The organism is Nocardia sp. NPDC047038 (genome assembly GCF_040644075.1).
Lineage (GTDB): Bacteria > Actinomycetota > Actinomycetes > Mycobacteriales > Mycobacteriaceae > Nocardia > Nocardia sichangensis.
In genome coordinates this window covers 198449-221692 of the sequence record NZ_JBEYVQ010000005.1, presented here as the reverse complement: position 1 = coordinate 221692, position 23244 = coordinate 198449, and the positions used below count along the sequence as shown (strand labels likewise).

The 23244-nt window shown below is 69.3% G+C and carries 20 protein-coding genes; 14 read left to right on the top strand and 6 right to left on the bottom strand.

Annotation, left to right across the window (positions count from 1 at the left end; translation table 11 throughout):
* Positions 1-64 precede the first annotated feature (64 nt).
* Positions 65-1270 (bottom strand): hypothetical protein, encoded by a 1206-nt coding sequence (locus ABZ824_RS20365; RefSeq protein ID WP_356964736.1) that lies wholly within the window; start codon positions 1268-1270, stop codon positions 65-67.
* A 145-nt stretch (positions 1271-1415) separates the two neighbouring features.
* Here ABZ824_RS20365 and ABZ824_RS20360 point away from each other — a divergent pair, with 145 nt between their 5' ends.
* Positions 1416-2735: an FHA domain-containing protein gene (locus tag ABZ824_RS20360; RefSeq protein ID WP_356964891.1), complete on the top strand. Its 1320-nt coding sequence runs from the start codon at positions 1416-1418 to the stop codon at positions 2733-2735.
* A gap of 7 nt (positions 2736-2742) precedes the next feature.
* Here the strand turns inward: ABZ824_RS20360 and ABZ824_RS20355 are convergent, their stop codons facing one another.
* Complete coding sequence (locus ABZ824_RS20355) at positions 2743-4188, bottom strand: metallopeptidase (RefSeq protein WP_356964735.1); 1446 nt, start codon at positions 4186-4188, stop codon at positions 2743-2745.
* A 107-nt stretch (positions 4189-4295) separates the two neighbouring features.
* On the opposite strand from ABZ824_RS20355, the gene ABZ824_RS20350 reads away from it, so the two are divergent.
* From ABZ824_RS20350 to glmM, 5 genes are all read left to right on the top strand, one after another.
* Positions 4296-6788, top strand: coding sequence for an FHA domain-containing protein (locus tag ABZ824_RS20350; RefSeq protein WP_356964733.1), 2493 nt, complete (start codon positions 4296-4298; stop codon positions 6786-6788).
* A gap of 100 nt (positions 6789-6888) precedes the next feature.
* Complete coding sequence (locus ABZ824_RS20345) at positions 6889-8520, top strand: hypothetical protein (protein ID WP_356964731.1); 1632 nt, start codon at positions 6889-6891, stop codon at positions 8518-8520.
* A 174-nt stretch (positions 8521-8694) separates the two neighbouring features.
* Positions 8695-9138, top strand: coding sequence for a 50S ribosomal protein L13 (gene rplM, locus ABZ824_RS20340; RefSeq protein WP_067803768.1), 444 nt, complete (start codon positions 8695-8697; stop codon positions 9136-9138).
* Positions 9135-9644 carry a 30S ribosomal protein S9 gene (rpsI, locus tag ABZ824_RS20335; RefSeq protein WP_195080437.1) on the top strand — a complete coding sequence of 170 codons (510 nt, stop codon included), beginning with the start codon at positions 9135-9137 and terminating at the stop codon, positions 9642-9644. Before rplM ends, rpsI begins: the two co-directional genes overlap by 4 nt.
* Before the next feature lie 215 nt (positions 9645-9859).
* Complete coding sequence (glmM, locus tag ABZ824_RS20330) at positions 9860-11236, top strand: phosphoglucosamine mutase (protein WP_356964729.1); 1377 nt, start codon at positions 9860-9862, stop codon at positions 11234-11236.
* Between the two features lie 28 nt (positions 11237-11264).
* Here the strand turns inward: glmM and ABZ824_RS20325 are convergent, their stop codons facing one another.
* Complete coding sequence (locus tag ABZ824_RS20325; protein WP_356964728.1) at positions 11265-12920, bottom strand: ABC-F family ATP-binding cassette domain-containing protein; 1656 nt, start codon at positions 12918-12920, stop codon at positions 11265-11267.
* Between the two features lie 147 nt (positions 12921-13067).
* On the opposite strand from ABZ824_RS20325, the gene ABZ824_RS20320 reads away from it, so the two are divergent.
* From ABZ824_RS20320 to ABZ824_RS20300, 5 genes are all read left to right on the top strand, one after another.
* On the top strand, positions 13068-13262 hold the full coding sequence (locus tag ABZ824_RS20320; protein ID WP_356964727.1) for a PspC domain-containing protein: 195 nt from the start codon (positions 13068-13070) through the stop codon (positions 13260-13262).
* 98 nt (positions 13263-13360) lie between these two features.
* The gene (locus ABZ824_RS20315; protein WP_356964726.1) at positions 13361-13669 is read left to right on the top strand and encodes a DUF6802 family protein; all 309 of its coding nucleotides are present in this window, start codon (positions 13361-13363) and stop codon (positions 13667-13669) included.
* A 128-nt stretch (positions 13670-13797) separates the two neighbouring features.
* The gene (locus ABZ824_RS20310; RefSeq protein WP_355076269.1) at positions 13798-14109 is read left to right on the top strand and encodes a hypothetical protein; all 312 of its coding nucleotides are present in this window, start codon (positions 13798-13800) and stop codon (positions 14107-14109) included.
* A 58-nt stretch (positions 14110-14167) separates the two neighbouring features.
* A complete protein-coding gene (locus ABZ824_RS20305) occupies positions 14168-15967 on the top strand; it encodes a hypothetical protein (protein ID WP_356964725.1) in 1800 nt (599 codons plus the stop codon).
* Between the two features lie 47 nt (positions 15968-16014).
* The gene (locus tag ABZ824_RS20300; RefSeq protein ID WP_355076272.1) at positions 16015-16365 is read left to right on the top strand and encodes a hypothetical protein; all 351 of its coding nucleotides are present in this window, start codon (positions 16015-16017) and stop codon (positions 16363-16365) included.
* Positions 16366-16392: 27 nt separating this feature from the next.
* On the opposite strand, the gene ABZ824_RS20295 is transcribed toward ABZ824_RS20300, so the two are convergent.
* Positions 16393-17250, bottom strand: a complete 858-nt coding sequence (locus tag ABZ824_RS20295; RefSeq protein ID WP_356964723.1) for a hypothetical protein — start codon at positions 17248-17250, stop codon at positions 16393-16395.
* Positions 17251-17286: 36 nt separating this feature from the next.
* On the opposite strand from ABZ824_RS20295, the gene glmS reads away from it, so the two are divergent.
* Positions 17287-19170 (top strand): glutamine--fructose-6-phosphate transaminase (isomerizing), encoded by a 1884-nt coding sequence (gene glmS, locus ABZ824_RS20290; protein ID WP_356964722.1) that lies wholly within the window; start codon positions 17287-17289, stop codon positions 19168-19170.
* 57 nt (positions 19171-19227) lie between these two features.
* Here the strand turns inward: glmS and ABZ824_RS20285 are convergent, their stop codons facing one another.
* Positions 19228-20415, bottom strand: coding sequence for an MFS transporter (locus tag ABZ824_RS20285; RefSeq protein WP_356964720.1), 1188 nt, complete (start codon positions 20413-20415; stop codon positions 19228-19230).
* A 140-nt stretch (positions 20416-20555) separates the two neighbouring features.
* Here ABZ824_RS20285 and ABZ824_RS20280 point away from each other — a divergent pair, with 140 nt between their 5' ends.
* Positions 20556-21038: a MarR family transcriptional regulator gene (locus ABZ824_RS20280; protein ID WP_356964719.1), complete on the top strand. Its 483-nt coding sequence runs from the start codon at positions 20556-20558 to the stop codon at positions 21036-21038.
* A gap of 160 nt (positions 21039-21198) precedes the next feature.
* On the opposite strand, the gene ABZ824_RS20275 is transcribed toward ABZ824_RS20280, so the two are convergent.
* Positions 21199-21624, bottom strand: a complete 426-nt coding sequence (locus ABZ824_RS20275; protein WP_355076281.1) for a cupredoxin family copper-binding protein — start codon at positions 21622-21624, stop codon at positions 21199-21201.
* Positions 21625-21666: 42 nt separating this feature from the next.
* Here ABZ824_RS20275 and ABZ824_RS20270 point away from each other — a divergent pair, with 42 nt between their 5' ends.
* Positions 21667-23175 carry an NAD(P)H-hydrate dehydratase gene (locus ABZ824_RS20270; protein ID WP_356964718.1) on the top strand — a complete coding sequence of 503 codons (1509 nt, stop codon included), beginning with the start codon at positions 21667-21669 and terminating at the stop codon, positions 23173-23175.
* The last annotated feature ends 69 nt before the right edge of the window (positions 23176-23244 follow it).

The window sequence follows — 23244 nt, the reverse complement described above, 5'->3', positions numbered from 1 at the left end:
ATCCTACTTCGGCCCACCCGCGGCCGAGGATCGCGAAAGCGCTGGACGCTTACCGCCGTCGATCTCAGAAACTGTTCGCCAGCAGCGCGTACTCCGCGGCGACCTTCTGTCGCACGTCCGGTTCCTTATCACTGGTGACGACTCCGACGTACCGTTTGTACGCGACGTAGCACCGGTATTTGTACTCGCGGTCCGGGTCGCCCTTGCTGTTGAGTTGCAGGCACTTGGCGCCGGGGACATCCTTGGGAGCGCCCAGCTGGTCGTAGTGCGCGCCTTCGCTGTCCAACAGGCCGGTGACCAGTTTCTGGGCGGCGGCCGCGTCTCGGGTGCGAGCGACGTAACTGTCGTCGAGCAGGCCGATGTGGTCCACGCCGGCTTCCTCGACCAGGTGCAGGTGGACCGACTCGTCATCGGCGCGGTGCACCGTGTGAAAGCCGCCGTAGACGGCGAAGGTCGCCGGATCCGGCACGCGGTTCTTGCGGTCGGCGACCGCGACGCGGGCGAGCAGGCCGTCGGGATCGGCCTTCAGGGTGTCGAGCTTGTTCACCGGGGTCGGGGTGAATTTGTCCAGCTGCGCGACCTGGGCGGCCAAGGTCTTGTCGACCCACTTCACCAGGTCGTCGCCATCCGCCGTCGGACGCTGGATGAACAAGGAGATGACGAATTCCTTGTACGCCATGAAGGTGCCGACGTTGGGAACGCCGGGCCGCCAGTGGATGTAGGAGTCGGGATACTTCGTGGACGACAGTTTGCGATTGTCCGGCGAAACGGCGATGTCGACGTCCTCGAGTTCACGGGCGGCGAGCTTCGCGGTGGCCTCGTCGGGGAAGCGGAACAACGCGTTCGTGACCGCGGTGGCCTGCGGCGCCGGATTGGACTGGCCGGCCGGATCGGGACGGTCGGCGCCGCTGGCGGCGTATCCCACGACCAGCTTGCGATTGTCGAAGACCGGCCTGGACACCTTGGCCACGAAGTCGAGCGCCTGCTCGGCGTCCTTGACGACGGTGCTGCCGCGGCCGAATTTCAGCGTGGAGTCGATGCGCACGGTCGGAGCCACGGCGTCGGACATCCGCATGCCTTCCAGCAGCGCGCCTTTGCCCGCCGAATCCTGGTTGTACTCGTGCTTGTCGACGGGATAGGTGCCGACTTCCAGCTTGCGCACATCGATCTCACCTGCGGTCGGCGTGCCGTGCACACCCGCGCAACCGGCCAGCATCCCCGCCAGTGCCAGGCAAGACGCGGTGAGCGCGATCCGTTGCGTCCGAACCATCCCAGGCCCCTCGTTCCTCCCGTTGCTGACACTGAAGTTACCCGACGGACGCCGGGTAGGGGGACCGATGGTCGTCGTATTGCAATACCCTTGTCGGTGTGGCGACGACCTTGCACTGCAATCCCGGTGGAGGCCGATACCGGTGATGGATCGGCAGGTCGAGGTCGTCGTCGGCAGCCACGCCGTGGCCAGGGTCGCGGGCGCGGTCGTCGTCGTCGCGCACCGCAGGCCGGGCAGGCCCACCCCGGACTCGACCGCCGTCGTCGCTTTGGAATCACTGGCCGAACTGGTGCGCGACGCGACCGATCGGGAGCCGGGTGGCCCCGGCGCTCTGGTTGCCCGGCACGCGACGCGCTGGCTGATGAAACAGGCCGAGCAGATCAGCCCGGGCGAGCCGATCGACTTCGGCATTCTGTCCACCGCCGAGCACGGGGGCGTGGCGATCTTCTTGCACGGGGCGATCACCGCCGTGCTGGCCGGTGACGGCGTGCTCGAGCGATACCGCGGCAGCGACGCCGCCTTCACGGTGGATCGGGTCGCGGCGGTTCCGGCGCGGGCGGCGGCGCTGTTCGTCGACGACGCGAAGGGCCGCATCCCGGATCTGCCACCCGAGCGCGGCATCGGCAGGCTGGTCGAGGGCATCGCGCAGGCAGGTGGCGCGATCGTCTGGACGGATGGCTCCCGCACGGGCCTGCCGACGAACGGCGGAGACTCCGGCTCCGCTGGCGCGCACCACCGCCCGGAGACGCATCCGGTGCCGACGGCGCGCGTCGAATACGAGCCGTCCGCCGAATCGCAACGGCAGGAGCCGCGACCGCCGCGATACCCGACGGCGCCGTCGACCGCGATGCTCGATGCCCAGACCGAGCAGACGCCGATCGACCCGCACCACGCGCCGACGCAGCTGGGCGGCACCAATCCCGCGCCGCGGCCCGACCCGGAGCTGCAGCGCCGGCTCGAGGCGACCGCGAAGGCCACCGCGCTGACGGTCAAGGTGATGGGATTCAAATGCGCGCGAGCGCATCCCAGCGATCCTCGGGCGGCGTTCTGCACCGTCTGCGGTATGCCGGTCGACCAGACCCAAGCGCTGATCGAAGTGGTCCGCCCGCCGCTGGGCATGCTGATCCTCGACGACGGCATGACCTACATGCTCGCCGCAGACGCGGTGATCGGTCGCGATCCGGAGCGCTCGCCCGCCGCGGAGAGCGGGCTCGTCCCGCTGCGGGTCGACGACGCCTCCGGTGGCATGTCCAGGGCGCACGCCGAAATCCGTTTGGTGAACTGGGATGTGACGGTGGTGGACTGCGGCTCGACCAACGGAACCCGCACTCGCCTGCCGGGCTACCGCGACTGGGTGCGCCTGGCGCCGCGCCAGTCCATGGCGCTCATGCCGGGCACCGAGATCATGCTCGGCAACCGCGTGCTGCGCTTCGAACTGGCCGCGCCGCCGCCGTTCGGCCGCTGAGCCCGCGCTACGAATAGCGCGCGGCGCACACGCTTTCGCCGTTCAGGACACCGGCGCGGAAGGCCTCGACTCGTGAGAAACCACTCGGGACGGTCTTGCCCTGGGCGTCGCTCGCGGCCAGGCCATCGGTGAGCAGCCCCGAGACCGCCTCGTCCAGATCGCCTGCGGCGAGCTTGATATCGCCCTGATCCACCGGCCGCCCGGACTCAGCGAGTTTGCCGGTGACCACTCCGGACAGACAGGCCGCGCGCAGGCCGGTCTTGGCCCCGACCAGACTCTGACCGCGGCTCTGCTGGACGGCCAAGGTGTATCGGGAGATGAACACGATGTAGCCGTTGTAGTCGCCGGTTACCTTGAGCGGCAGCGGGTCGTCCGCGCCGGACGTCGAGGTACCGCGCTCGGCGAGTCCGGGAATATCGGTGGCGATCGTGTTCGCGGCGGGGCAGTACGACACCGGTTCGGTCACGACGCCGTCGGGGCAATTGATCTTCGCCCGTGAGTAGTCGTATGTCGGCTCGTGGTCGATCGGCAGAATGGCTTTGAGTGCTTTGGTGAGTTCGACCAGGGTCTGTTTCGTGATGGGGTACTCGCCGCGCCCGTTGTCGTCGCTGAAGCTCTGCGGCAGATTGGCGCGGCGCTGGTCGATCTCGTCCTGGTCGATGCCCTTGCATGCCTTGGGACCGTCGGTGAAACCGATCTGCACGGCGGTGACCCGTTCGAAGGCGGAGCCGTGCACGCTCTCCGGATCGTCCGGGTCGGAGTCGCGGATGGCGACGGTGGCGGCGAGCACGGTGTTGAGGCCGTCGGAGGTGTTGATCGTGAAGTGCTTTGCCTTGCCCTCTGCCACGTGCCGCATGAACGCGCCCGCGAAGCAATCCGCCTGCTGCTCCTTGACGATCACCGGGTCCTTGGCGCCGACGATCTTGGCCATGGTCTGCACCGCGTGCCCGTACTCGTGCGCGAGCACCATCACCACCGACATCTTCCCGAAGGTCTCCTCCATGGTGGGAAGCAGCACCGACCGATCCCAGCCGATGGAATTGTCCAGGCGGCAGAAGGCGGCGTTCACCAAGCGGTAGGTGCTCTCCTTGCAGAACTCGACCGACTCGGGACGCCCGGCCTTCGCGCTCCAGGACAGCAGCTTCTCGACCGGCTTGAACTCGCCTTGGAACTCCTTGCCGAATTCGCCGCGCCAGTAGGTCTGGATGTCGTCGACGGCGTTGAGCGCCAGGGTGTCCACGGCGCCGCCGTCGCCGTTGGTCGCGGTCAGCGTGCTGTCCGGGACACCGGCGCGGGGGCCGCTGGGGCCGCTCGTGGTGGGCAGCCCGGCAACCTTGAACGGATCGTCGTAGACGGAGACGGCCCGACCGTCGACCACTCGAATACAGCCGCCGACCAGCACCAGAATGCTGAGCAGCGTCGCAACCAGCGCGGTCGCTCGGACTCTCGGCAAGGCTCCCCCTAGTCGGCCGCTAGATCGTTCACATCGGTCGCCGGATCGGGGCATTTGGCGCATCGGGGGCACCGCCGATGTCCGGGCGATGGAATAGTATCCGCTGCATGTCTTCACCGGGGGCGCAGACCATCACCGTGCGCCATGATGGAAACGAACGAGTATTCGATTCGAGCCAGCAGGTCACGATGGGCCGCGCGCCGGAGGTGACGCTTTTCGTCGACAGCCCGCTCGTCTCGCGAGTGCACGCGACGCTGGCCTGGCAGGGCAGCGCCTGGGTGTTGACCGACAACAAGAGCACCAACGGGGTTTTCGTGGACGCGCGCAGGCTGACCCAGCCGGTGTCGATCGACCGCCCCACGCAGGTCCGGCTGGGTGACGCGATCAGCGGCCCGCTGTTGCACCTGCTGCCCGCGAACCCGCAACCCCCGCAACGTCCTTCCGCGCGCCCGCCGCAACCGGCTCCGGTGCCGCAGCCGGGACCGCCGCCGCACGGGGGCCGGCGGCCCGTGCAGCAGTTCCAGCATCCGCACTATCCGCCGCCCCAGGACGCACCGGCACCCGCGGTGAACATCAACATGACGACCAGGGCGGACACCTCGAACATGCCGCCGGTCCGGGCCAGGGCGAGCACCGCGCCCATCGCCCGCGCCGACCGGATCCCGCAGACCGGCCTGAGCATCGGCCGCACCACCGACAACCAGATCGTCGTCAACGATCCGCTGGCCTCGCGCAAGCACGCCCGCCTGGTTGCCTCCGCCGAGGGGCTGGCCATCGAGGACCTCGGCTCGGCGAACGGCACGTTCGTCAACGGGCACCGCCAGCAACGGGCGGTGCTGCGCGAGCGGGACATCATCACCATCGGCAACGTCGACTTCGTCGTCCAGCAGGGCACACTGGTGCACCGGCAGAAGCCGGTCGCCGAGCAGGGCCTCGCGGTGCACGGGGTCGGCTTCACCGTCGAGGGCAACAAGCAACTGCTCGTCGACGTGAACATGTCGGCCAGCCGCGGCACCCTGACCGCGCTGATCGGCCCGTCCGGAGCGGGCAAATCCACGCTGTCGCGCCTGATCGCGGGCACCACCCGGCCTTCGGGCGGCGTGGTCACCTTCGAAGGCCGCAACCTGCACGCCGAGTACGAGGCGCTGCGTTCCCGGATCGGCATGGTGCCGCAGGACGACGTGCTGCACCGCCAGCTCACAGTGCGCCAGGCACTCGGTTTCGCGGCCGAGCTGCGGCTGCCGAGGGACAACAGCAAGCAGGACCGGCAGCAGGTCATCGACGGTGTGCTGCAAGAGCTCTCGCTCACCGAGCACGCCGACACCAGGGTCGACCGCCTTTCCGGCGGTCAGCGCAAGCGCGCCTCGGTGGCGCTGGAACTGCTGACCGGCCCGTCGCTGCTCATCCTGGACGAACCGACCTCGGGCCTGGACCCGGCATTGGACCGCCAGGTCATGGTGATGCTGCGCGAACTGGCCGACGCGGGCCGCGTGGTGATCGTGGTGACCCACTCGGTGGCGCACTTGGACATGTGCGATCAGGTGCTGCTGCTCGCCCCCGGCGGGAAGACCGCCTACTGCGGCAATCCGGCCGGTGTCGGCGCGACGCTGGGCACCAGCGACTGGGCGGAGATCTTCGCCGAGGTCGCGGCCAACCCGGATCAGGCGTTCGCCGCGTATCGCTCCCGGCAGGCGTTCGCGGCGCCACCCCCGCCGCCTGCGCAACCGTACGGGCCCGCGGGCAGTCCGCCGCAATCCAGCCGCGGCAAACAGTTCTCGACCCTGGCGCGCAGGCAGGTCCGCCTGATCCTGGCCGACCGCGGATATCTGACGTTCCTGGTGTTGCTGCCGTTCATTCTCGGCGGCCTGTCGCTGGTGGTGCCGGGGAAGAACGGTTTCCAGCGCGGTGCGCTGAGAGCGCTGCCGGACGGCACATTCGTGCCCGAAGGCGGAAGTGAGACACAGCAGTTGCTCGTGGTGCTGATCCTGGGCGCCTGCTTCATGGGTTCCACGCTCACGGTGCGCGACCTGGTCGGCGAACGGACGATCTTCCATCGCGAGCGCGCCGTGGGGTTGCTGCCCTCTGCGTATCTGATGGCGAAGATCGCGGTGTTCAGCTTCACCGCGCTGCTGCAATCGGCGGTGCTGGTCGGCATCGTCCTCGCGGGCAAGAAGCGTCCTGGTCAGGGCGCGGTGCTGGCGTCCGGCAGCGCGGAGCTGTACATCGATATCGCACTGACCGCGATCTGCTGTGTGGTCGTCGGATTGCTGCTCTCGTCGCTGGCCAAGTCGAACGAGCAGGTGATGCCGCTGCTGGTGGTGGCCATCATGTGCCAGCTGGTGATGGCGGGCGGCCTGATCCCGGTCACCGGCCGGGTGGTGCTCGAGCAGGTGTCCTGGCTGTTCCCCGCTCGCTGGGGATACGCGACGGGCGCGTCGACGGTGAACATCCGCGAACTGTTCCTGAACGCGCAGGCCGACACGCTCTGGCAGCACAAGGCGGAGATCTGGGCGTTGGACGTCGGCGTGCTGTTGCTGATCACCGTGGTGCTCGCGGTCATGACCTGGCGCCGGTTGCGACTGAAGAAGTCGGCCGCGTGACGCGGTCCGGACGGTCCGGCTACGCCCCGGTGCGCGGAGGCGGCGCCCAGCGGCGTGGGACGGCAACGACGAGCATCTCGGCCGCGAACCGGGCACACTTATGCCTGTGACGGTGCGAGTAGGGGCAGTGCATCTCGGCTGGGATGTGGTGTCCGTGGCGGCCGGTGGCGGTGGCGTTCCCATCCGCCCCGTGCAGGTGGAGGGCATGTGGACGCCGCCGGCCTATCTGCTGGCGGATTCGTCGGGCCGGTTGCACACGGCAGGCGTGGAGCGCAACAGACCCGATCTCGGGATGGCGATCGCCGACGTGCGCGACATCCTCGGGCATCCGCAGATCGTGGTCGCTGGCGCGACATGGCCCGCGGAATTGGTGTTCCGCGCGCGCCTGTACAACCCGCTCGCCGAGATCGGCAAGCACTTGCGCGGCAAACCGGATCTGGTGGCCTTGCCCTACCCGGACAGCTGGCCGGACGAGAAGATCGATGTCTACGCCTCGATGGTGGAACAGCTCGATGTCGTCGTGGAACCGCTGCCGGAGAGCGTCGCGCTGTCCGGCTACGTCCGCGCCCTCGGACTGGTGCACCCGCCGGACCGGTCCAGGCCGAACGGCGTCGGCGCGACGGGTGTGTACTCCGACGGCCGCGGCATGCTGGTGGTCGCGGTGCACGGCGACGACGAGCAGCCCACCGAGTCGGTCGACGTTCCGGTGGACGCGGAGGCCATGCGTGACGCCAGGTCGGCGGACGACGTCGTGATCGAGGTCATGGCGGCGGCCCGTTCGATCGGCGCGGACACCTCGACGGTCCTGCTGTCGGGCAACGTGCGCTTCAACGACGCGTTGCGCCTGGCCTTCCAGAACCATCTCGGACACCGCCTGCACGTGGCCGATCATCCGATGCACGCCCTCGTCCTCGGCGCGGCGCACCTGCTGGTGAGCGATCCGGAGGCGGACGAGCCGGAGCCCGCGGGCAGGTACACCGAACCCGCGCCCGCTCCGCAGCGCCCGGTGGACGCGCAGTACCCCCCGCAGCAGGCGGACGCGGGTCAGCGGTCGGCGCGGCCGGTGCCCGGTGTGCAGTACGGCCCGGGATACCCGACCCGACCCGAAGAGGCGACGACCAGGATCGGTCGCGACGAAGTGCCGCGTGGCCTGCCGCCGAATCTCGCCGAGCTGGGTAGCCGCTTCACCCGGCCGCCGAGCGCGCCGGACGAGCAGCAAGACGGCGGTCGTCCGCCCGGTGGGCCGGTGCCGCCCCTCGACCCGCGTCCGCCCTATCCGGGCGGGCCGGAGTCGTACCCCGGTCAGCAGCGCCAGGGGCCATGGCAGGACTCGGGCGCCGACTCCGACGACGAGGACCGGCACCCCAAGGGCAAGCTGTGGAACAAGATGAAGGGCAACTTGTTCGGGGCCAACACCGTCGTCGGGGCGGTGGCGCTGGCCGTGGTCGCGCTTCCCTCCGGGAATCATGGCGTGGAGCTGACCGCGCAGCCGGTCGTCCTCGACACGGCATCGGTCGTCGCGGAGGAAGGGGTCGATGGCGAGCCGGTCGGCTGTCCGACCGCGCCCGATGCGATCATCCAGCCCAAACCAGGGGTCACCGCCGCACGGGGCAACCAGCGGGAAGCGCGGGAACGGGCCGCCGAGTGCGGACGGCCCGATGTCGATACTCTGCGCTATCTGGTCCCCGGCCCGCCGGGCGCCATCGACCTGGGCCCGCCGATCGAGATCTGACGCGATTTCTTCCCGCGATACCCCACTGGTATCGTTGCTCGCTGGCGTGTGGAACGTCCGGCCGACTCCTGGTGATCGTCCGGATGTCCACCGAGTCCCGGGTCTCCACCGGCCGCCGGGAACACCTCGACCGCACGCTCGGCTGGCAACACCGACGACAGACAGGGAAGCACTGTGCCTACGTACAGCCCCAAGGCGGGTGACGTGACCCGTAAGTGGTACGTCATCGACGCCACTGACGTAGTGCTCGGCCGTCTCGCCGTCCAGGCAGCGAATCTGCTGCGTGGCAAGACGAAGCCGACCTACGCCCCGAACGTCGATGGTGGCGATTTCGTCATCATCATCAACGCCGACAAGGTCGCCATCAGCGGCAACAAGCGGCAGGACAAGCTGATCCACCACCACTCCGGGCACCCGGGCGGCCTCAAGTCGCGGACCGTCGGTCAGGTGTTGGAGAGCCGCCCCGATCGGCTCGTGGAGAAGGCCGTCAAGGGCATGATCCCGAAGAACAAGCTCGGCAACGCGATCGCGGGCAAGCTGAAGGTGTACGCGGGCCCGACGCACCCGCACGCCGCCCAGCAGCCCATTCCGTTCGAGATCAAGCAGGTGGCCCAGTGACCGCTCCCGAGGAATTCAACGAGGAATACGTCGAGGAATTCGACGCCGCCGAGGCTGTCGAGGACGGTGCGGGCTACGAGGACTCCGAGGCCTCGGCGTCCTACGCTCCGATCGTGATCGACCGCCCGGTGCAGACCGTCGGCCGCCGCAAGGAGGCCGTCGTGCGCGTGCGCCTGCTGCCCGGCTCCGGCAACTTCGTGCTCAACGGCCGCACCATCGAGGACTACTTCCCGAACAAGGTGCACCAGCAGCTGGTCAAGTCGCCGCTGGTGACCGTCGAGCGCACCGAGTCCTTCGACGTGCACGCCCGCCTGGTCGGCGGCGGACCGTCCGGCCAGGCAGGCGCTCTGCGGCTGGCCATCGCCCGTGCGCTGATCGAGGTCACCCCGGAGGATCGTCCCGCCCTCAAGCGGGCCGGCTTCCTGACCCGTGACCCGCGCGCCACCGAGCGCAAGAAGTACGGTCTGAAGAAGGCGCGCAAGGCGCCGCAGTACTCGAAGCGCTGATTCGGCAACGTCGGCCCACCGCATCCGGCACCCTCTCGGTGCCGGACGCGGTACGGTCGACGCGGCAGCTGTACGAGAGCAGGCTCCAGCGAACAGCTGGTCGCCTGCTCTCGCGCTGTATGAAGATGCGGCGTTAGCGGGGCCTTCGTGGTGCACGGGCCGGTGCCTCCCGGGCCGGCGCGCCCACGCCACAGATCACCAATGAGGGGCGAGGTATGGGACGGTTGTTCGGCACCGACGGAGTCCGCGGGCTTGCCAACGAGTCACTGAGTCCGGAGCTGGCGTTGCGCGTTTCCGGCGCGGCCGCGCAGATCCTGAGCCGGGGCAAGAAGCGCGCGCTCGCGGTGGTCGGGCGCGACCCGCGGGCCAGCGGGGAGATGCTCGAGGCCGCGGTGACCGCGGGGCTGACCGCGGCGGGAGTGGACGTGCTGTCGGTGGGGGTGCTGCCGACACCGGCCGTGGCCTACCTCACCGGTTTGTACGACGCCTGTCTGGGCGTGATGATCTCCGCCTCGCACAACCCGATGCCCGACAACGGGATCAAGATCTTCGCCGCGGGCGGGCACAAACTCGACGACGCGATCGAGGACCGGATCGAGGCGCTCATGGCCGCGGAGACGCAGTTCCGGCCGACCGGCGCGGGCATCGGCCGGGTCCGCAGCGCGGCGGGCGCGCGCGATCACGGGCCGGCCGTCCCGGATCAATACAGCCTCGCGGGCACCCACGAACGCTATGTGGAACATCTTGTGGAGGCGACGGGCCAGGACCTATCCGGGCTGACCGTCGTGGTCGACTGCGCGCACGGCGCCGCCGCGGAAGTCGGACCCGCCGCCTACCGTGAGGCCGGTGCGACGGTGATCGCCATCAACGCCGAGCCGGACGGGCTGAACATCAACGACGGCTGCGGCTCGACCCATCTCGAGCAGGTACGGGCCGCGGTGGTGGAGCACGGCGCCGACCTCGGTCTCGCGCACGACGGCGACGCCGACCGCTGCCTGGCCGTGGACGCCTACGGCAATGTGGTGGACGGGGACGCGATCCTCGCGATCCTGGCCCTCGCCATGCACGAGGCGGGCGAGCTGGCCGAAGACACTTTGGTCGCCACCGTGATGAGCAACCTCGGCCTGCACATCGCGATGCGGACGGCCGGAATCACCGTGCGCACCACCGCCGTCGGCGACCGTTATGTGCTCGAGGAGTTGCGGCGCGGCGGCTTCACGCTGGGCGGCGAGCAGTCGGGGCATGTGGTGTTCCCGCGACACGGCACCACCGGCGACGGCATTCTCACCGGCCTGCGCTTGATGGCGCGGATGGCGCAGTCCCGGCGCAGCCTGGCCGACTTGGCGAGCGTGCTGAGCACCGTGCCGCAGATTCTGGTGAACGTGCCGGTCAACGACAAATCCGTGGTCGCGCGCGCACCCGAGATCCGCGAAGCCGTGCTGGAGGCGGAGCGGATACTCGGCGACTCCGGGCGCGTGCTGCTTCGACCCAGCGGCACGGAGGAATTGGTGCGGGTGATGGTGGAGGCCACCGACCCGGCGCAGGCGCGCCAGCTGGCGGACGATCTGGCGAAGCGGGTCGCAGGGGTATAGAGGGTTGAGGTCGTGCCGCGGCCGTAGGTCAGTGGGTTTCGGTGAGTACGCCCGCGTTCATGTGCCAGCGGCGGGTCGCGCGGACGGTGTCGAGCATGCGGCGGTCGTGAGTGACGAGCAGGAGTGTGCCGGTGAAGGACTCGACGGCCTGCTCCAGTTGTTCGATGGCGGGGAGGTCCAAGTGATTGGTCGGCTCGTCGAGCACGAGCAGATTCACGCCCCGGGCTTGCAGCAGCGCGAGGGCGGCGCGGGTGCGTTCGCCGGGGGACAGCGTGTCGCACGGCCGCAGCACGTGTGGGCCACGCAGGCCGAATTTCGCCAGTAGCGTGCGCACTTCGGCCTCCGGCCAGTCCGGCAGTTCGCCGCCGAAAGTGGCGGCCAGGGCCGCGGTCCCGCGGAACAGGCCGCGCGCTTGGTCGACCTCGCCGACCTCGACGCCGGAGCCCAGGCTCGCCGTCCCGGTGTCGGGCTGGAGCTGTCCCAGCAACAGGGCGAGCAGCGTCGACTTCCCGGAGCCGTTCGCCCCGGTCAGCACGATGCGGTCGGCCCAGTCGACCTGGGTGGTGATCGGGCCGAGCGTGAAGTCGCCACGGGTGACGGCCGCCTGGGACAGGGTCGCCACCACCGAGCCGCTGCGCGGGGCCGCGGCGATGCTCATGCGCAGTTCCCATTCTTTGCGGGGTTCTTCCACCACCTCGAGCCGTTCGATGCGGCGCTGCGTCTGCCTGGCCTTGGCGGCCTGCTTCTCGGTGGATTCGGCCCGCATCTTGCGGCCCGCCTTGTCCGAGTCCACCTTCCTGGGATCACGCGCCTTGCGGCGGGCGGTGCGGACACCGTGTTCGAGCCAGTTGCGCTGCATCTGCGCGCGGGCCTCCAAGCCCGCCTTGGTGTCGGAGTAGTCCTCGTACGCCTCGCGCGCGTGCTGCCGGGCGATCTCGCGCTCCATCAGGTACGACTCGTAGCCGCCGTCGTACGACCCGACCTGTTGCTGCGCGAGATCCAGCTCCACGACGCGGTTCACCGTGCGCGCCAGGAACTCCCGGTCGTGGCTGATCACCATCAACGGGACCCGCACACCGGCGACGAACTGTTCCAGCCGGGCCAGGCCGTCCAGGTCCAGGTCGTTGGTCGGCTCGTCCAGCAGCAGGATGTCGAAGCGGGACAGCAGGACCGAGGCCAGCCCGGCCCGCGCGGCCTGACCGCCGGACAAACCGGTCATGGGTGTGTCCAGGCCGCTGGGCAGACTGTCCGCGAGGCCGAGATCCGCGGCGACCTCGTGGGCGCGCTGGTCCAGATCGGCCCCACCGAGGGCGAGCCAGCGTTCCAGCGCGGGGGAGTACTCGTCCGGCCCGCCGTCGGCGAGGCGCTCGGCCGCGGCGTCCATCACTCGCTGCGCCTCGGTGACTCCCGTTCGGCGGCCGAGGAATTCGAAGACGGTCTCGCCTTCGACCCGTTGTGCCTCCTGGGCCAGATAACCGACTGTCGCGTCCGGGGGACTGAGCGTGATGCTGCCCGTCGGTGCGTGCCGGTCGGCGAGCATGCGCAGCAGCGTCGACTTGCCCGCGCCGTTCACACCGACCAGTCCGATCACGTCGCCCGGCGCGAGGGTCAGATCCAAGTCGGCGAACAGCGTGCGCTCGCCGTGACCGGCCGACAGGCCGCGGGCATGCAGAGTGGTGCTCACCAGCACGAGTCTGCCGTGCTCGGGGTCGGACCCTGAGGGCGACCCCGGGAGAAATCAGGGTCGGTATCGGCCGCCGGGCCGATGGCGGGGCCCGCGACGACGGGCACAGTGGAGGACGTAGCGATCACCGCACGAGAGGGAAGACCAATGACCGCCGCCCCCACCCGCCGTTTCACCCGCTCCACCCACGACAAGTGGATCGCAGGCGTCTGCGGTGGCATCGCCGAGTATCTCGGCTGGAACGCCAACGTCGTCCGTCTGCTGTTCGTGGTGTCGTGCCTGCTGCCCGGCCCGCAGTTCGTCATCTACTTGGTGCTGTGGCTGTTGATGCCGAAGAAGTGAACTCGCGGGGCTGCGTCGAGCCCGCGCGGGTGACAGGATGGAACGATGCCGCTCGAGCGGCATCGCACCACCGGTACGAGTCCTGCTGAGGAGGGGTCATGATCACCTCGAGCGAATTCCCAGGCCTGGATATACCCGGTATCGACGCGTCTTCGTCGCTCGACGGCCTGGGCGCGATCGAATTGCACCACCCGACGCAGGGCATCGACGGCGACGGCTCGCTCGACACCATCACCACCACGGGCGACGACGCGATGCAGGTCTGGACCGACTACGACCACGACGGCTTCGCCGACCACGTCACCGTGGTGGAGAAGGACGGCGACTACGCCGCATGGGAATTCCAGCGCCACCCCGACGGCACCTCCGAATGGGTCCGCACCGACCGAGGCAGAATCGGAAGCTGACCGAATCCGCGGGGGGCGAAATTCGAGGGAACCGAGTGTCGGCGTGTTGCGTCGAAGGAAGTAGGGCGGCATTCGGCGCGAACGCGATTCGCGTCGGCGCAACGACACTACGAGGACGGAGGGGAGTCATGGGCGGGTCGGAAATGGTCGGTGTGCGGACGGGGGAGCTCGGTGCGCTCGGCAGCGACTATCGCAGATCGGCGGACGTCGTCCGCGACCAGGCGAAGGGAGTCGCCGATCACCTGTTCGGCAGCGGTGACGAGGCGGGCCGGAATTACGCGCCGCAGGGGATCGCGGTGCATCAGGGCCTCGAACGGGTCGGTGCATGGCTGCGGAACTGGAGTGAGGCCACCACCGCGACCGCCGACGCGCTCGGGGCCGCCGTGGTGGCCTACGCCGAAACCGACCAGCAGCGCGCTTCCGAGACGAACAAGACATGAGACCGCCGAATGACCCGTGCTCGCACCGGCGACGCCAGACATTCGAGGAGTCGGAATCATGACGGTTTCTTGGCAGGGCAAGGCGATCGACACCCTCTTGGACGAGGGCAGCGCGGGGTTGCAGTACTGGATCGAGTTCACGCCGCTGTACGAGGCGGCGTTCGGCGACAACGAGAGACGCGTCGGCGTCGGCAAGCTGCTGGCGATGTACGACGAGCAGCGCGGCACCCGGTTGGACAGACTGGAGCAGACGGGCGAGGCGCTGAAAGCCGCACTGTCGGAAGTGGATCGGCAATGGGACGCGCAGCAGGGCTACACCCGTCGGCTGCCCGGCCTGTGGCAGGGTACGGCGGCCGCCGCCGCGCTCGACATGCTCGGCAAACAGTCGGTCCTGGCCGACGAGGACCGGCAGCACGTCAGGACCGCCGTCACCGTGATCGCCGATATGGCGGGTTCGCTGCGGTCGGCGGTGGCCGCGAAGGCGTTCGCCACCCGAGAGTTGCTCGCGGGACCGGTGGGCGGCAGGAAGGTCGTCGAGATCGACGGTAAGACCCCGGCGGAGGTGAAGGTCATCGTCGACGTGCACAACGCGCGGGAATGGATCGACGCCGACCAAGTCCGCGAGCTGGGCCGCATCTTCCCCGCACTCGCCGTGCCGGAGGACAAGATCAACACAAGCGTGCTCGGCTTCATCAACTCCGACAGCGAGAACATGCTCACCGGCGCGTACGGCGACCGAGTGCGCAGCGTCACTGATGAGTGGCTGACCAAGACGTTCAAGCCGGACTTCGACCGCAAACTGTCGTCCTATATCGACGTCTGTACCGAGGTCGATCGACTGTTCAAAGACCAGTACAAGAACCTGGCCGATGCGCTGACGCAGGTGGCCGAGCATGGCTACCCGCGCCCGGAAGGTCCGTCGGAACCACAACCGGGGACACCGGTCGACCAGGACAAACCCGAGGTGACCAGTGCTCCCGGCCCGCCAGGCCTGCCCGCCGCCACGGTCCCGGCGAGCACGACACCGAGCACAGTCCCCGCGTCGACCACACCGACCACGCCGGACAACCCGTCCACGCCGAGTACCCCGTCCACGCCGAGTACCCCGTCCACGCCGAGTATTCCGACCACACCAAGTATCCCGACCGCCCCCGCGCCCAGGATGCCCGCACTGGACGGACTTGCCGCGCTCAGCCAAGTGGCGCGGGAATTCGCGCCGCTGGCAACCGGCCTCGGTCAAGCGGTGGAGCAGGGCGTGTCCGCGTTGAGCGGAATCATCAAAAGCGGAGTCGACGACGCGATCGAAAAGCTCATGCACAGCATCGATCCGCAGAAGGCCGAAGCCGACGACCGGGACGACGAAGGTCGGGACCGAAAGCCGCGCGCTGAGGCGGAATTCGATATCGGCGGTAAGCATGTGCAGTTCGAGAGGGGGCCGGACGGCCGGTTGAAACTCGTCCTCTCCGATCCCACCGGTGCGGAGCAGGAGTTCACCGTCGAGCTGAACGAGCACGGCATACCGGTCATCTCGACGATCGAGCCGGACGCCGACAACGCGCAGCCCCCGGCGCCTGAGCCTCTTATGCCGGAGTCTCGGAACGAGGAGTCTCCGGCACCGGAACCTCAGGAAGAAGAGAAAACGCCCGCTCCAGGTTCGGAACCGGACACCGAGGACGATCGGCCCGGGCTGCCGAGCGGAACCTTGCCGCGCACCCGGCGCGAAGAGGACGGCGAGCACTACCCGAAGCCGATACCGGAGCAGGGCGAGCGGGAACCGGACGTTCCAGTGGACAGTGGCGCGGAACTCGCCGAAGCCGGGCCGCTGGACGCGGGGTTCGCCGAGGCGGGTCCACTGTGAGCCCGTCCGGGACGAGGTCGCACACCGCATGAGCGAGGAGGCGCAGCATGGTCGACTACGCCGAGGAAGCGAGGCAACTCGCCGCCGAGAACCAGCGCCGCATGTCGCTGTTGCTCGACGAGATCCAGGCGATCAACGAGCAGACCGCGGCGACCGGCCGGGAAATCGCCGACCGGCTGACCGCCGAGATGGACGAGTTCTGGGTGACGCACGCCGCCGACCTGGACAAGGCCGCCGCCGAGGCGGAGGAGCGGCAGCGACTGCAAGAGGAAGCACAAGAGCAGCGCGCGGCCATCGCACGGTCGATGGCCGCCCGCCGGGCCAATCACACGGTGACGCCGGTCGATGAAGAGGACGAGGAGGCCAAGTTCTACCAACGCAAGAGCTGGCTGATCTGACCGACGCTCCGCGGGCCGGTCGGTCGGCTACCGCCGCAGCAGCGCGGCGAGCTGGCCGACCTTCAGCTTCGGCGGCTCCTTCTCCTGCGGCGCCGCGGGGTCGACGACGGTGGTGTGCGGGATGACCGCGTCGGGATCAGCGAAGGCGCGATAGGTCTTGTCGCCCGCCAGCGTGGCGAGCAGGTAACCGGCCAGCAGGGCGCGCGTGGTGCGGGAGGTCTTCGATTCGTGCTTGCCCGCACCCACGGCGGCGAGGACGCGCCGCCCCTCGATGATGCCGTTGTGCGAGGCCTTGTCGATGGCGCGCAAGGTCGCCGTGCCGCCCCAGGCGGTGGCCAGTGGGATGGCGTTCGAGCTGACCGAGGTGATGTCGGTCGCGCCGGCCAGGATCAACGCCGGAACGTCCAGCTCCGGGGCGACGGCTTCGGCGGCTGGCGCCGTCGGCGCGGGGAACAACGCCGCGACCGTGGCGACGTCGCGGCGGCCTGCGGCGATGACCGCGGCGCCCGCTCCCATGCCGTGCCCGGCCAGAGCCAGGCGCTCCGGATGCACGCTGATCTCGCCGTCCCCGAGCCGCACACCGGTGCAGATGTCGAGCGTGGTGAGCAAATCGGCGGCCAACCCCAGATGTGACGGAATCGGTCCGCGCTCGGTGTCGGGCGCGGCGGCCACTATTCCCCAGGAAGCGAGGTGTTCGAGCAGCATGCGGTAGTGGTTCGCCCCGGTCAACCAGCCATGTCCGAACGCGACGGCAGGTAGGTTCCGCCCGGTCTCGGGCGTGAACACCACCCCCGGCTGGCCGGCGATGGCCAGATTGCCACGCAACACGCGGTGTGGTCCCCGGCTGGTCAGGGTGCTCAATAGCGATTTCACAGACGCCGACACGACGTGAACGTTATCCGATAAGTAGTGTGGTGAGCCATGTGCGGAATCGTGGGGTACGTCGGGTACCGAGACGCGCTCGGCGTCGTCGTTGACGCGTTGCGCCGCATGGAATATCGCGGATACGACTCCGCGGGTGTGGCGATCCTGGATGGCGCGGGCACGCTGGCGGTGGAACGCAAGGCGGGCCGCCTGGCCAATCTGGAGGCCCAGCTCGCCGAAACCGGGATCGATCGCTTCGTGGGCACCACGGGCATCGGGCACACCCGCTGGGCCACGCACGGCGCGCCGACCGACCGCAACGCACACCCGCATCGGGACCACACCGGCAAGGTCGCCGTCGTACACAACGGCATCATCGAGAACTTCGCCCCGCTGCGTCGCGAACTGGAGGACGCCGGGGTCGAGCTGAACAGCGACACCGACACCGAGGTCGCGGTGCACCTGGTGGCCCGCGCGTACGCCCATGGCCCGACCGCAGGCGACTTCGCGGCCAGCGCGCTGTCCGTCCTGCGCCGTCTGGAGGGCGCGTTCACGCTGGTCTTCACGCATGCCGACCATCCGGACACGATCGTGGCGGCGCGCCGCTCCACCCCGCTGGTGGTGGGCGTGGGCAAGGGCGAGATGTTCATCGCCTCGGATGTCACGGCGTTCATCGAGCACACCCGCGAGGCGGTCGAGCTCGGTCAGGACCAAGCCGTGGTGATCACCCTGGACAGCTACCGGGTCACCGACTTCGCCGGCGAGGACGCGAGCTCGCGCACCCGCCCGTTCACGATCGACTGGGACCTGGCCGCCGCCGAGAAGGGCGGCCACGACTACTTCATGCTCAAGGAGATCGAGGAGCAGCCCGCCGCGGTCGCGGACACCTTGATGGGGCATTTCAGCACCGACCACGACGGCGCGGGCCGGATCGTGCTGGACGAGCAGCGCCTCGCCGACCAGGAACTGCGCGATTTCGACAAGGTTTTCGTCGTGGCGTGCGGCAGCGCCTATCACTCCGGCCTGCTGGCGAAGTACGCCATCGAGCACTGGACGCGGCTGCCCGTCGAGGTGGAGCTGGCCAGCGAGTTCCGCTACCGCGATCCGGTGCTGGACCGCTCCACGCTGGTGGTGGCGATCTCCCAGTCCGGCGAGACCGCCGACACGCTGGAGGCGGTGCGGCACGCGAAGGAACAGAAGGCGCGCGTCCTCGCGATCTGCAACACCAACGGCGCGCAGATCCCTCGCGAGTCCGACGCGGTGCTCTACACCAGGGCCGGGCCGGAGATCGGCGTCGCATCCACCAAGGCGTTCCTGGCCCAGGTGACGGCGAATTACCTGGTCGGGCTCGCCTTGGCGCAGGCGCGCGGCACCAAGTACCCGGACGAGGTGGCCCGCGAATTCACCGAACTCGAGGCGATGCCGAAGCTGGTGGAGCGCGTGCTCGAGACCGCGCCGCAGGTGCGGGCCATCGCGCGGGAGCTGGCGCAGGTGCCGACCGTGTTGTTCCTGGGCAGGCACGTCGGTTACCCGGTGGCCTTGGAGGGCGCGCTCAAGCTCAAGGAACTGGCCTACATGCACGCCGAGGGGTTCGCGGCGGGTGAGCTCAAGCATGGTCCGATCGCCCTGATCGAGGACGGCCTTCCGGTGATCGTGGTGATGCCGTCGCCGAAGGGGCGCGCGGTATTGCACTCGAAGCTGCTGAGCAACATCCGGGAGATCCAGGCTCGCGGCGCGCGCACCATCGTGATCGCGGAGGAGGGCGACGACACGGTGCGTCCGTTCGCCGACGACCTCATCGAGATCCCGAGCGCACCGACGCTGTTCCAGCCGCTGTTGTCGACGGTCCCGTTGCAGATCTTCGCCGCCGAGGTGGCGCAGGCGCGCGGCTACGACGTCGACAAGCCGCGCAACCTGGCCAAATCCGTCACCGTGGAATAGTTCGGCGGCCGCGCACTTCGCAGTGCGCGGCCGCTGTTCCGCCGGGACGACCGGCGGCTATGCCGGCACGGTAGCCAGGGGCTCCGCCGGGACGGTGGGTGTCCCGCGACGCTCGAGCTGCCCGGACAGGATCGCGAGCAGTAGCGCCACCAGCACCAGACCGACGCCGACCCAGTTGGGTGCGGTGTAGCCGTAGCCTGCGGCGATCACCACGCCACCGAGCCAGGCCGACACCGCGTTGCCGAGGTTGAACGCGCCGATGTTCACCGCCGACGCGAGGGTCGGTGCGCCCGCGGCCTGGTCGAGGACGCGCTTCTGCAACGGCGGCACGGTCGCGAAGCCCAGTGCGCCGATCAACACCACCGTGACGGCGGCGGCTGTCTTGTCGTGCGCGGTGACGGTGAACAGCGCGAGAACGAGCGCGAGCCCGCCGAGTGTGAGATACAGCATCGGCATCAGATGGCGGTCGGCGAACTTGCCGCCGATCAGATTGCCCGCGAAGAAGCCGAGGCCGAAGAGCACCAGCAGCCAGGTGACCGAACTCTCCGCATAGCCGGTGACCTCGGTCATCATCGGCGCGAGATAGGTGATCGCGGCGAAGACCCCGCCGAAGCCGAGCACCGTCATCGCCATCGCCAGCAGCACCTGGTGGTTGCGGAACACCGCCAGTTCGGTGCGCAGCGCGGCGTTCGCCGCGGCGGGCTGTTCCGGGACCAGCGCCGCGACGCCGAGTAGGCCGATCAACCCGACCAGTGCGACGAACACGAAGGTCAGCCGCCAGCCGAAGTGCTGGCCGAGCAGCGTTCCCAGCGGTACGCCGACCACCGTGGCGACGGTGAGCCCGGTGAACATGATCGCGATCGCACCGGCGCGCCGATCGGCGCTGACCAGGGTTCCGGCGACGACCGCTCCGATCCCGAAGAACGCGCCATGGGCCAGCGACGCGACGATCCGTCCGGCCAGCATCAGCGCGAAGGTCGGTGCCGCGGCGGACAGGAGGTTGCCGACGACGAGCAGCGTCAGCATGCCGAGCAGCATCCGTTTGCGCGACAGCCGGGTACCCAGCCCGGTCATCAGCGGCGCACCCGCCACGACGCCGAGCGCGTAGCCGGTGACCAGCAGGCCCGCGGTGGGGATGGACACCGAGTAGCTGCTCGCGATGTCTGGTAGCAGTCCGACGACGACGAATTCCGTCGTCCCGATTCCGAATGCCCCGAGGGTCAGGGCGAGGAGTGCGAGGGGCATGAACGAAGCCTCCACGTGACGTTTGCTTCAAACTATTACAGGCGTCAACAATAATTGTATACGCTCTTTAATTGCAAGCGCGGGCTATTGTGATCCCTGGCTATCCTGGAGACACGAACCCCGACGCCGAAGGAACGCCGATGACCGCGGATGCCGCCTTGACCGGCCTCGCCGATGGTTGGTACGCACTCTCGCTGCTGCACGACCGGATCGAGGCGCACATCGAGCGGGCCCTGCAATCCGGCCACGACCTGAGCGTTCGCGAGTACTCCCTGCTGGTCGTGCTGAGCCGCCAGCACGACGGGCCGGGCGGGCACCTGCGGATGAACCAGGTGGCCGAGGCCGTGGTGCTGAGCCAGAGCGCGACCACCCGACTGGTTTCCCGGCTGGAAGATCGCGGCCTGCTCCAGCGTTACCTCTGCCCCGACGACCGTCGCGGCATCTACACCGATGTCACCCCGGCGGGCTTGGACCTGCTGGAACAGGCGCGGCCCACGCATGACGCCGCCCTGGCCGGAGCACTCGGGCAGGCGGCCGCCGATCCCGAACTCGCTCCGCTCGTGGCCGCGGTCGAAGCACTGAACACCCACGGCGCACGGCACCGCGACTACCGTCCGGTGTGAGTGCGGGACGGCTCGGCGATCAATGAGTGCGGAGTCGAGGTCCGGGCTTTTCTCCGGGATGCTTCGTCGGAGGTTTTCGCGGTTTCTCGGCTGGACCTCGCCGAGGCGTCGTCCGGAGCGCTTCGCCGGTGGAATGCCCCCGGTAAGCCCGAAGGGTCCTTTACTGCACGGTGACCGAGCCGCGCATCTCCGGGTGCAGCGAGCAGAGATAGCGGTAGGTGCCCGGCGCGGTGAAGGTGTAGCTCCACTCGCCTTTGTCGAAGATCGGGCTGTTGATGCCCATGGCCTTGTCGCCGATGCCCTGCACGGTGTGCGGGACCTTATCGTCGAATTTCCAGGTGACCGTGTCGCCGACCGCGACGGTGACCTCGGCGGGGGAGAATTTCATGTCATGCGCCACGACGGTGGCTGCGGCGGGCTTGCGGTCACCGGTCTGCTGTGCGGTGGTGGTCGGCCGAGCCGGTTTCCTCGTCGTGGTGGCGGCCGAACCGGATTCGTCGCCGCCGCAACCGGACAGTAGGAGCGCGCAGGCCAAGGCGACTCCCGTGACGACGCGGACGATCCCGATGCGGCGGACGCTTGGCATGATGGCCAAGCGTAGTAGGCCACACCGACGGAGGGAGCGGCGATGTCCACGCAGCGGGGCTATTTCACGGTGGACGAAGTGCGCGCGGCGGAGGCCGAGCTGTTCACCCGGGTGCCGGACGGCGTGCCCATGCGCCGGGCGGCGCACGGCCTGGCCACGGTGGTGGCGGGTGAACTCAGGGAGCGTACCGGCGGTATCGCGGGGCGGGCGGTGACCCTGCTGGTCGGTTCCGGGGACAACGGCGGCGACGCGCTCTGGGCCGGAGCGCGGCTGCGCCGCCGCGGTGTCGCGGTCACCGCGGTGTTGCTCAGCCCGGAGCGGGCGCACGCCGGAGGACTCGCGGCGCTGCGCGAAGCGGGCGGTCGAGTCGCCGACGACATGGGCCGCCCGGATCTGGTGATCGACGGCATCGTCGGCATCTCCGGTCGCGGGGCGTTGCGGCCGCGTGCCGCCGAAATCGTTGCGGCGCTGGAGGCTCCGGTCGTCTCGGCAGACCTGCCCAGCGGCGTCGACCCGGGCACCGGCGCGATCGAAGGCCCGGCGGTTCGCGCGGACGTCACGGTCGCGTTCGGCGCGTACAAGCCGGTGCACGCGCTCGCCGCGCCGCAGTGCGGGCGAATCGAATTGGTGCCCATCGGTTTACGTCTCCCGGAGCCGGGTCTCCTCGCGCTGGAGCCCGCGGCGATCGGGGCCGCGTGGCCGGTCCCCGGCCCGGTCGACGACAAGTACACGCAGGGTGTGACGGGCGTATGCGCGGGTAGCGCCACGTATCCGGGCGCCGCGGTGCTGTGCGCGGGCGCCGCCGTCGCGGCGACATCGGGCATGGTGCGGTATGCCGGGACCGCGGCGGCCGAGGTGTTGAACCACTTCCCCGAAGTGATCGCCGCCGAGGAGGTCGCCGCGACCGGTCGCGTCCAGGCCTGGGTCTTCGGTCCCGGCGCGGGCACCGACTCCGCCGCCAGGCAACGCCTGCGCGAGATCCTGGCCACCGACCTCCCGGTGGTGATCGACGCGGACGGCCTGACCATGCTGGCCGCGGAGCCGGACTTGGTGCGCGGTCGTGCGGCCCCGACCGTTCTGACTCCGCACGCGGGCGAGTTCGCCCGCCTCACCGGCCACGAGGTCGGTCCCGACCGGGTGGCGGCGGTCCGCGACTTCGCCGCTTCCTGGCAGGTCACGGTGCTGCTGAAGGGTCGCGCCACGCTCGTCGCCGCCCCGGGCGGTCCCGTGCTGGTCAACGAGGCGGGCGGTTCCTGGGCGGCGACCGCGGGCGCGGGCGACGTGCTCTCCGGCATCATCGGGGCGCTGCTCGCGGCGGGGCGGGAACCCGCATGGTCGGCCGCGGCGGCCGCGCGCGTGCACGCGCTGTCCGCGAACCTCGCCGCACATGACGCCGCCCCCGCGGGAACCCCCATCTCGGCAAGCCTGCTGGGAGCTCACCTCCGCCCCGCCATCGGCGTTCTCCGTGGCCTCGCCCACGCGCCACACAAACCGATTGGAAGCAGCACCGAGCACGCCAATAGACTCGACCGGAATCGACGCAACGACTGATCTCGAGAGCACATGGGTAACTCGTCGGGCACGCCCGAAATCAAGGCGGCATCAAACGCAGGATCCGGA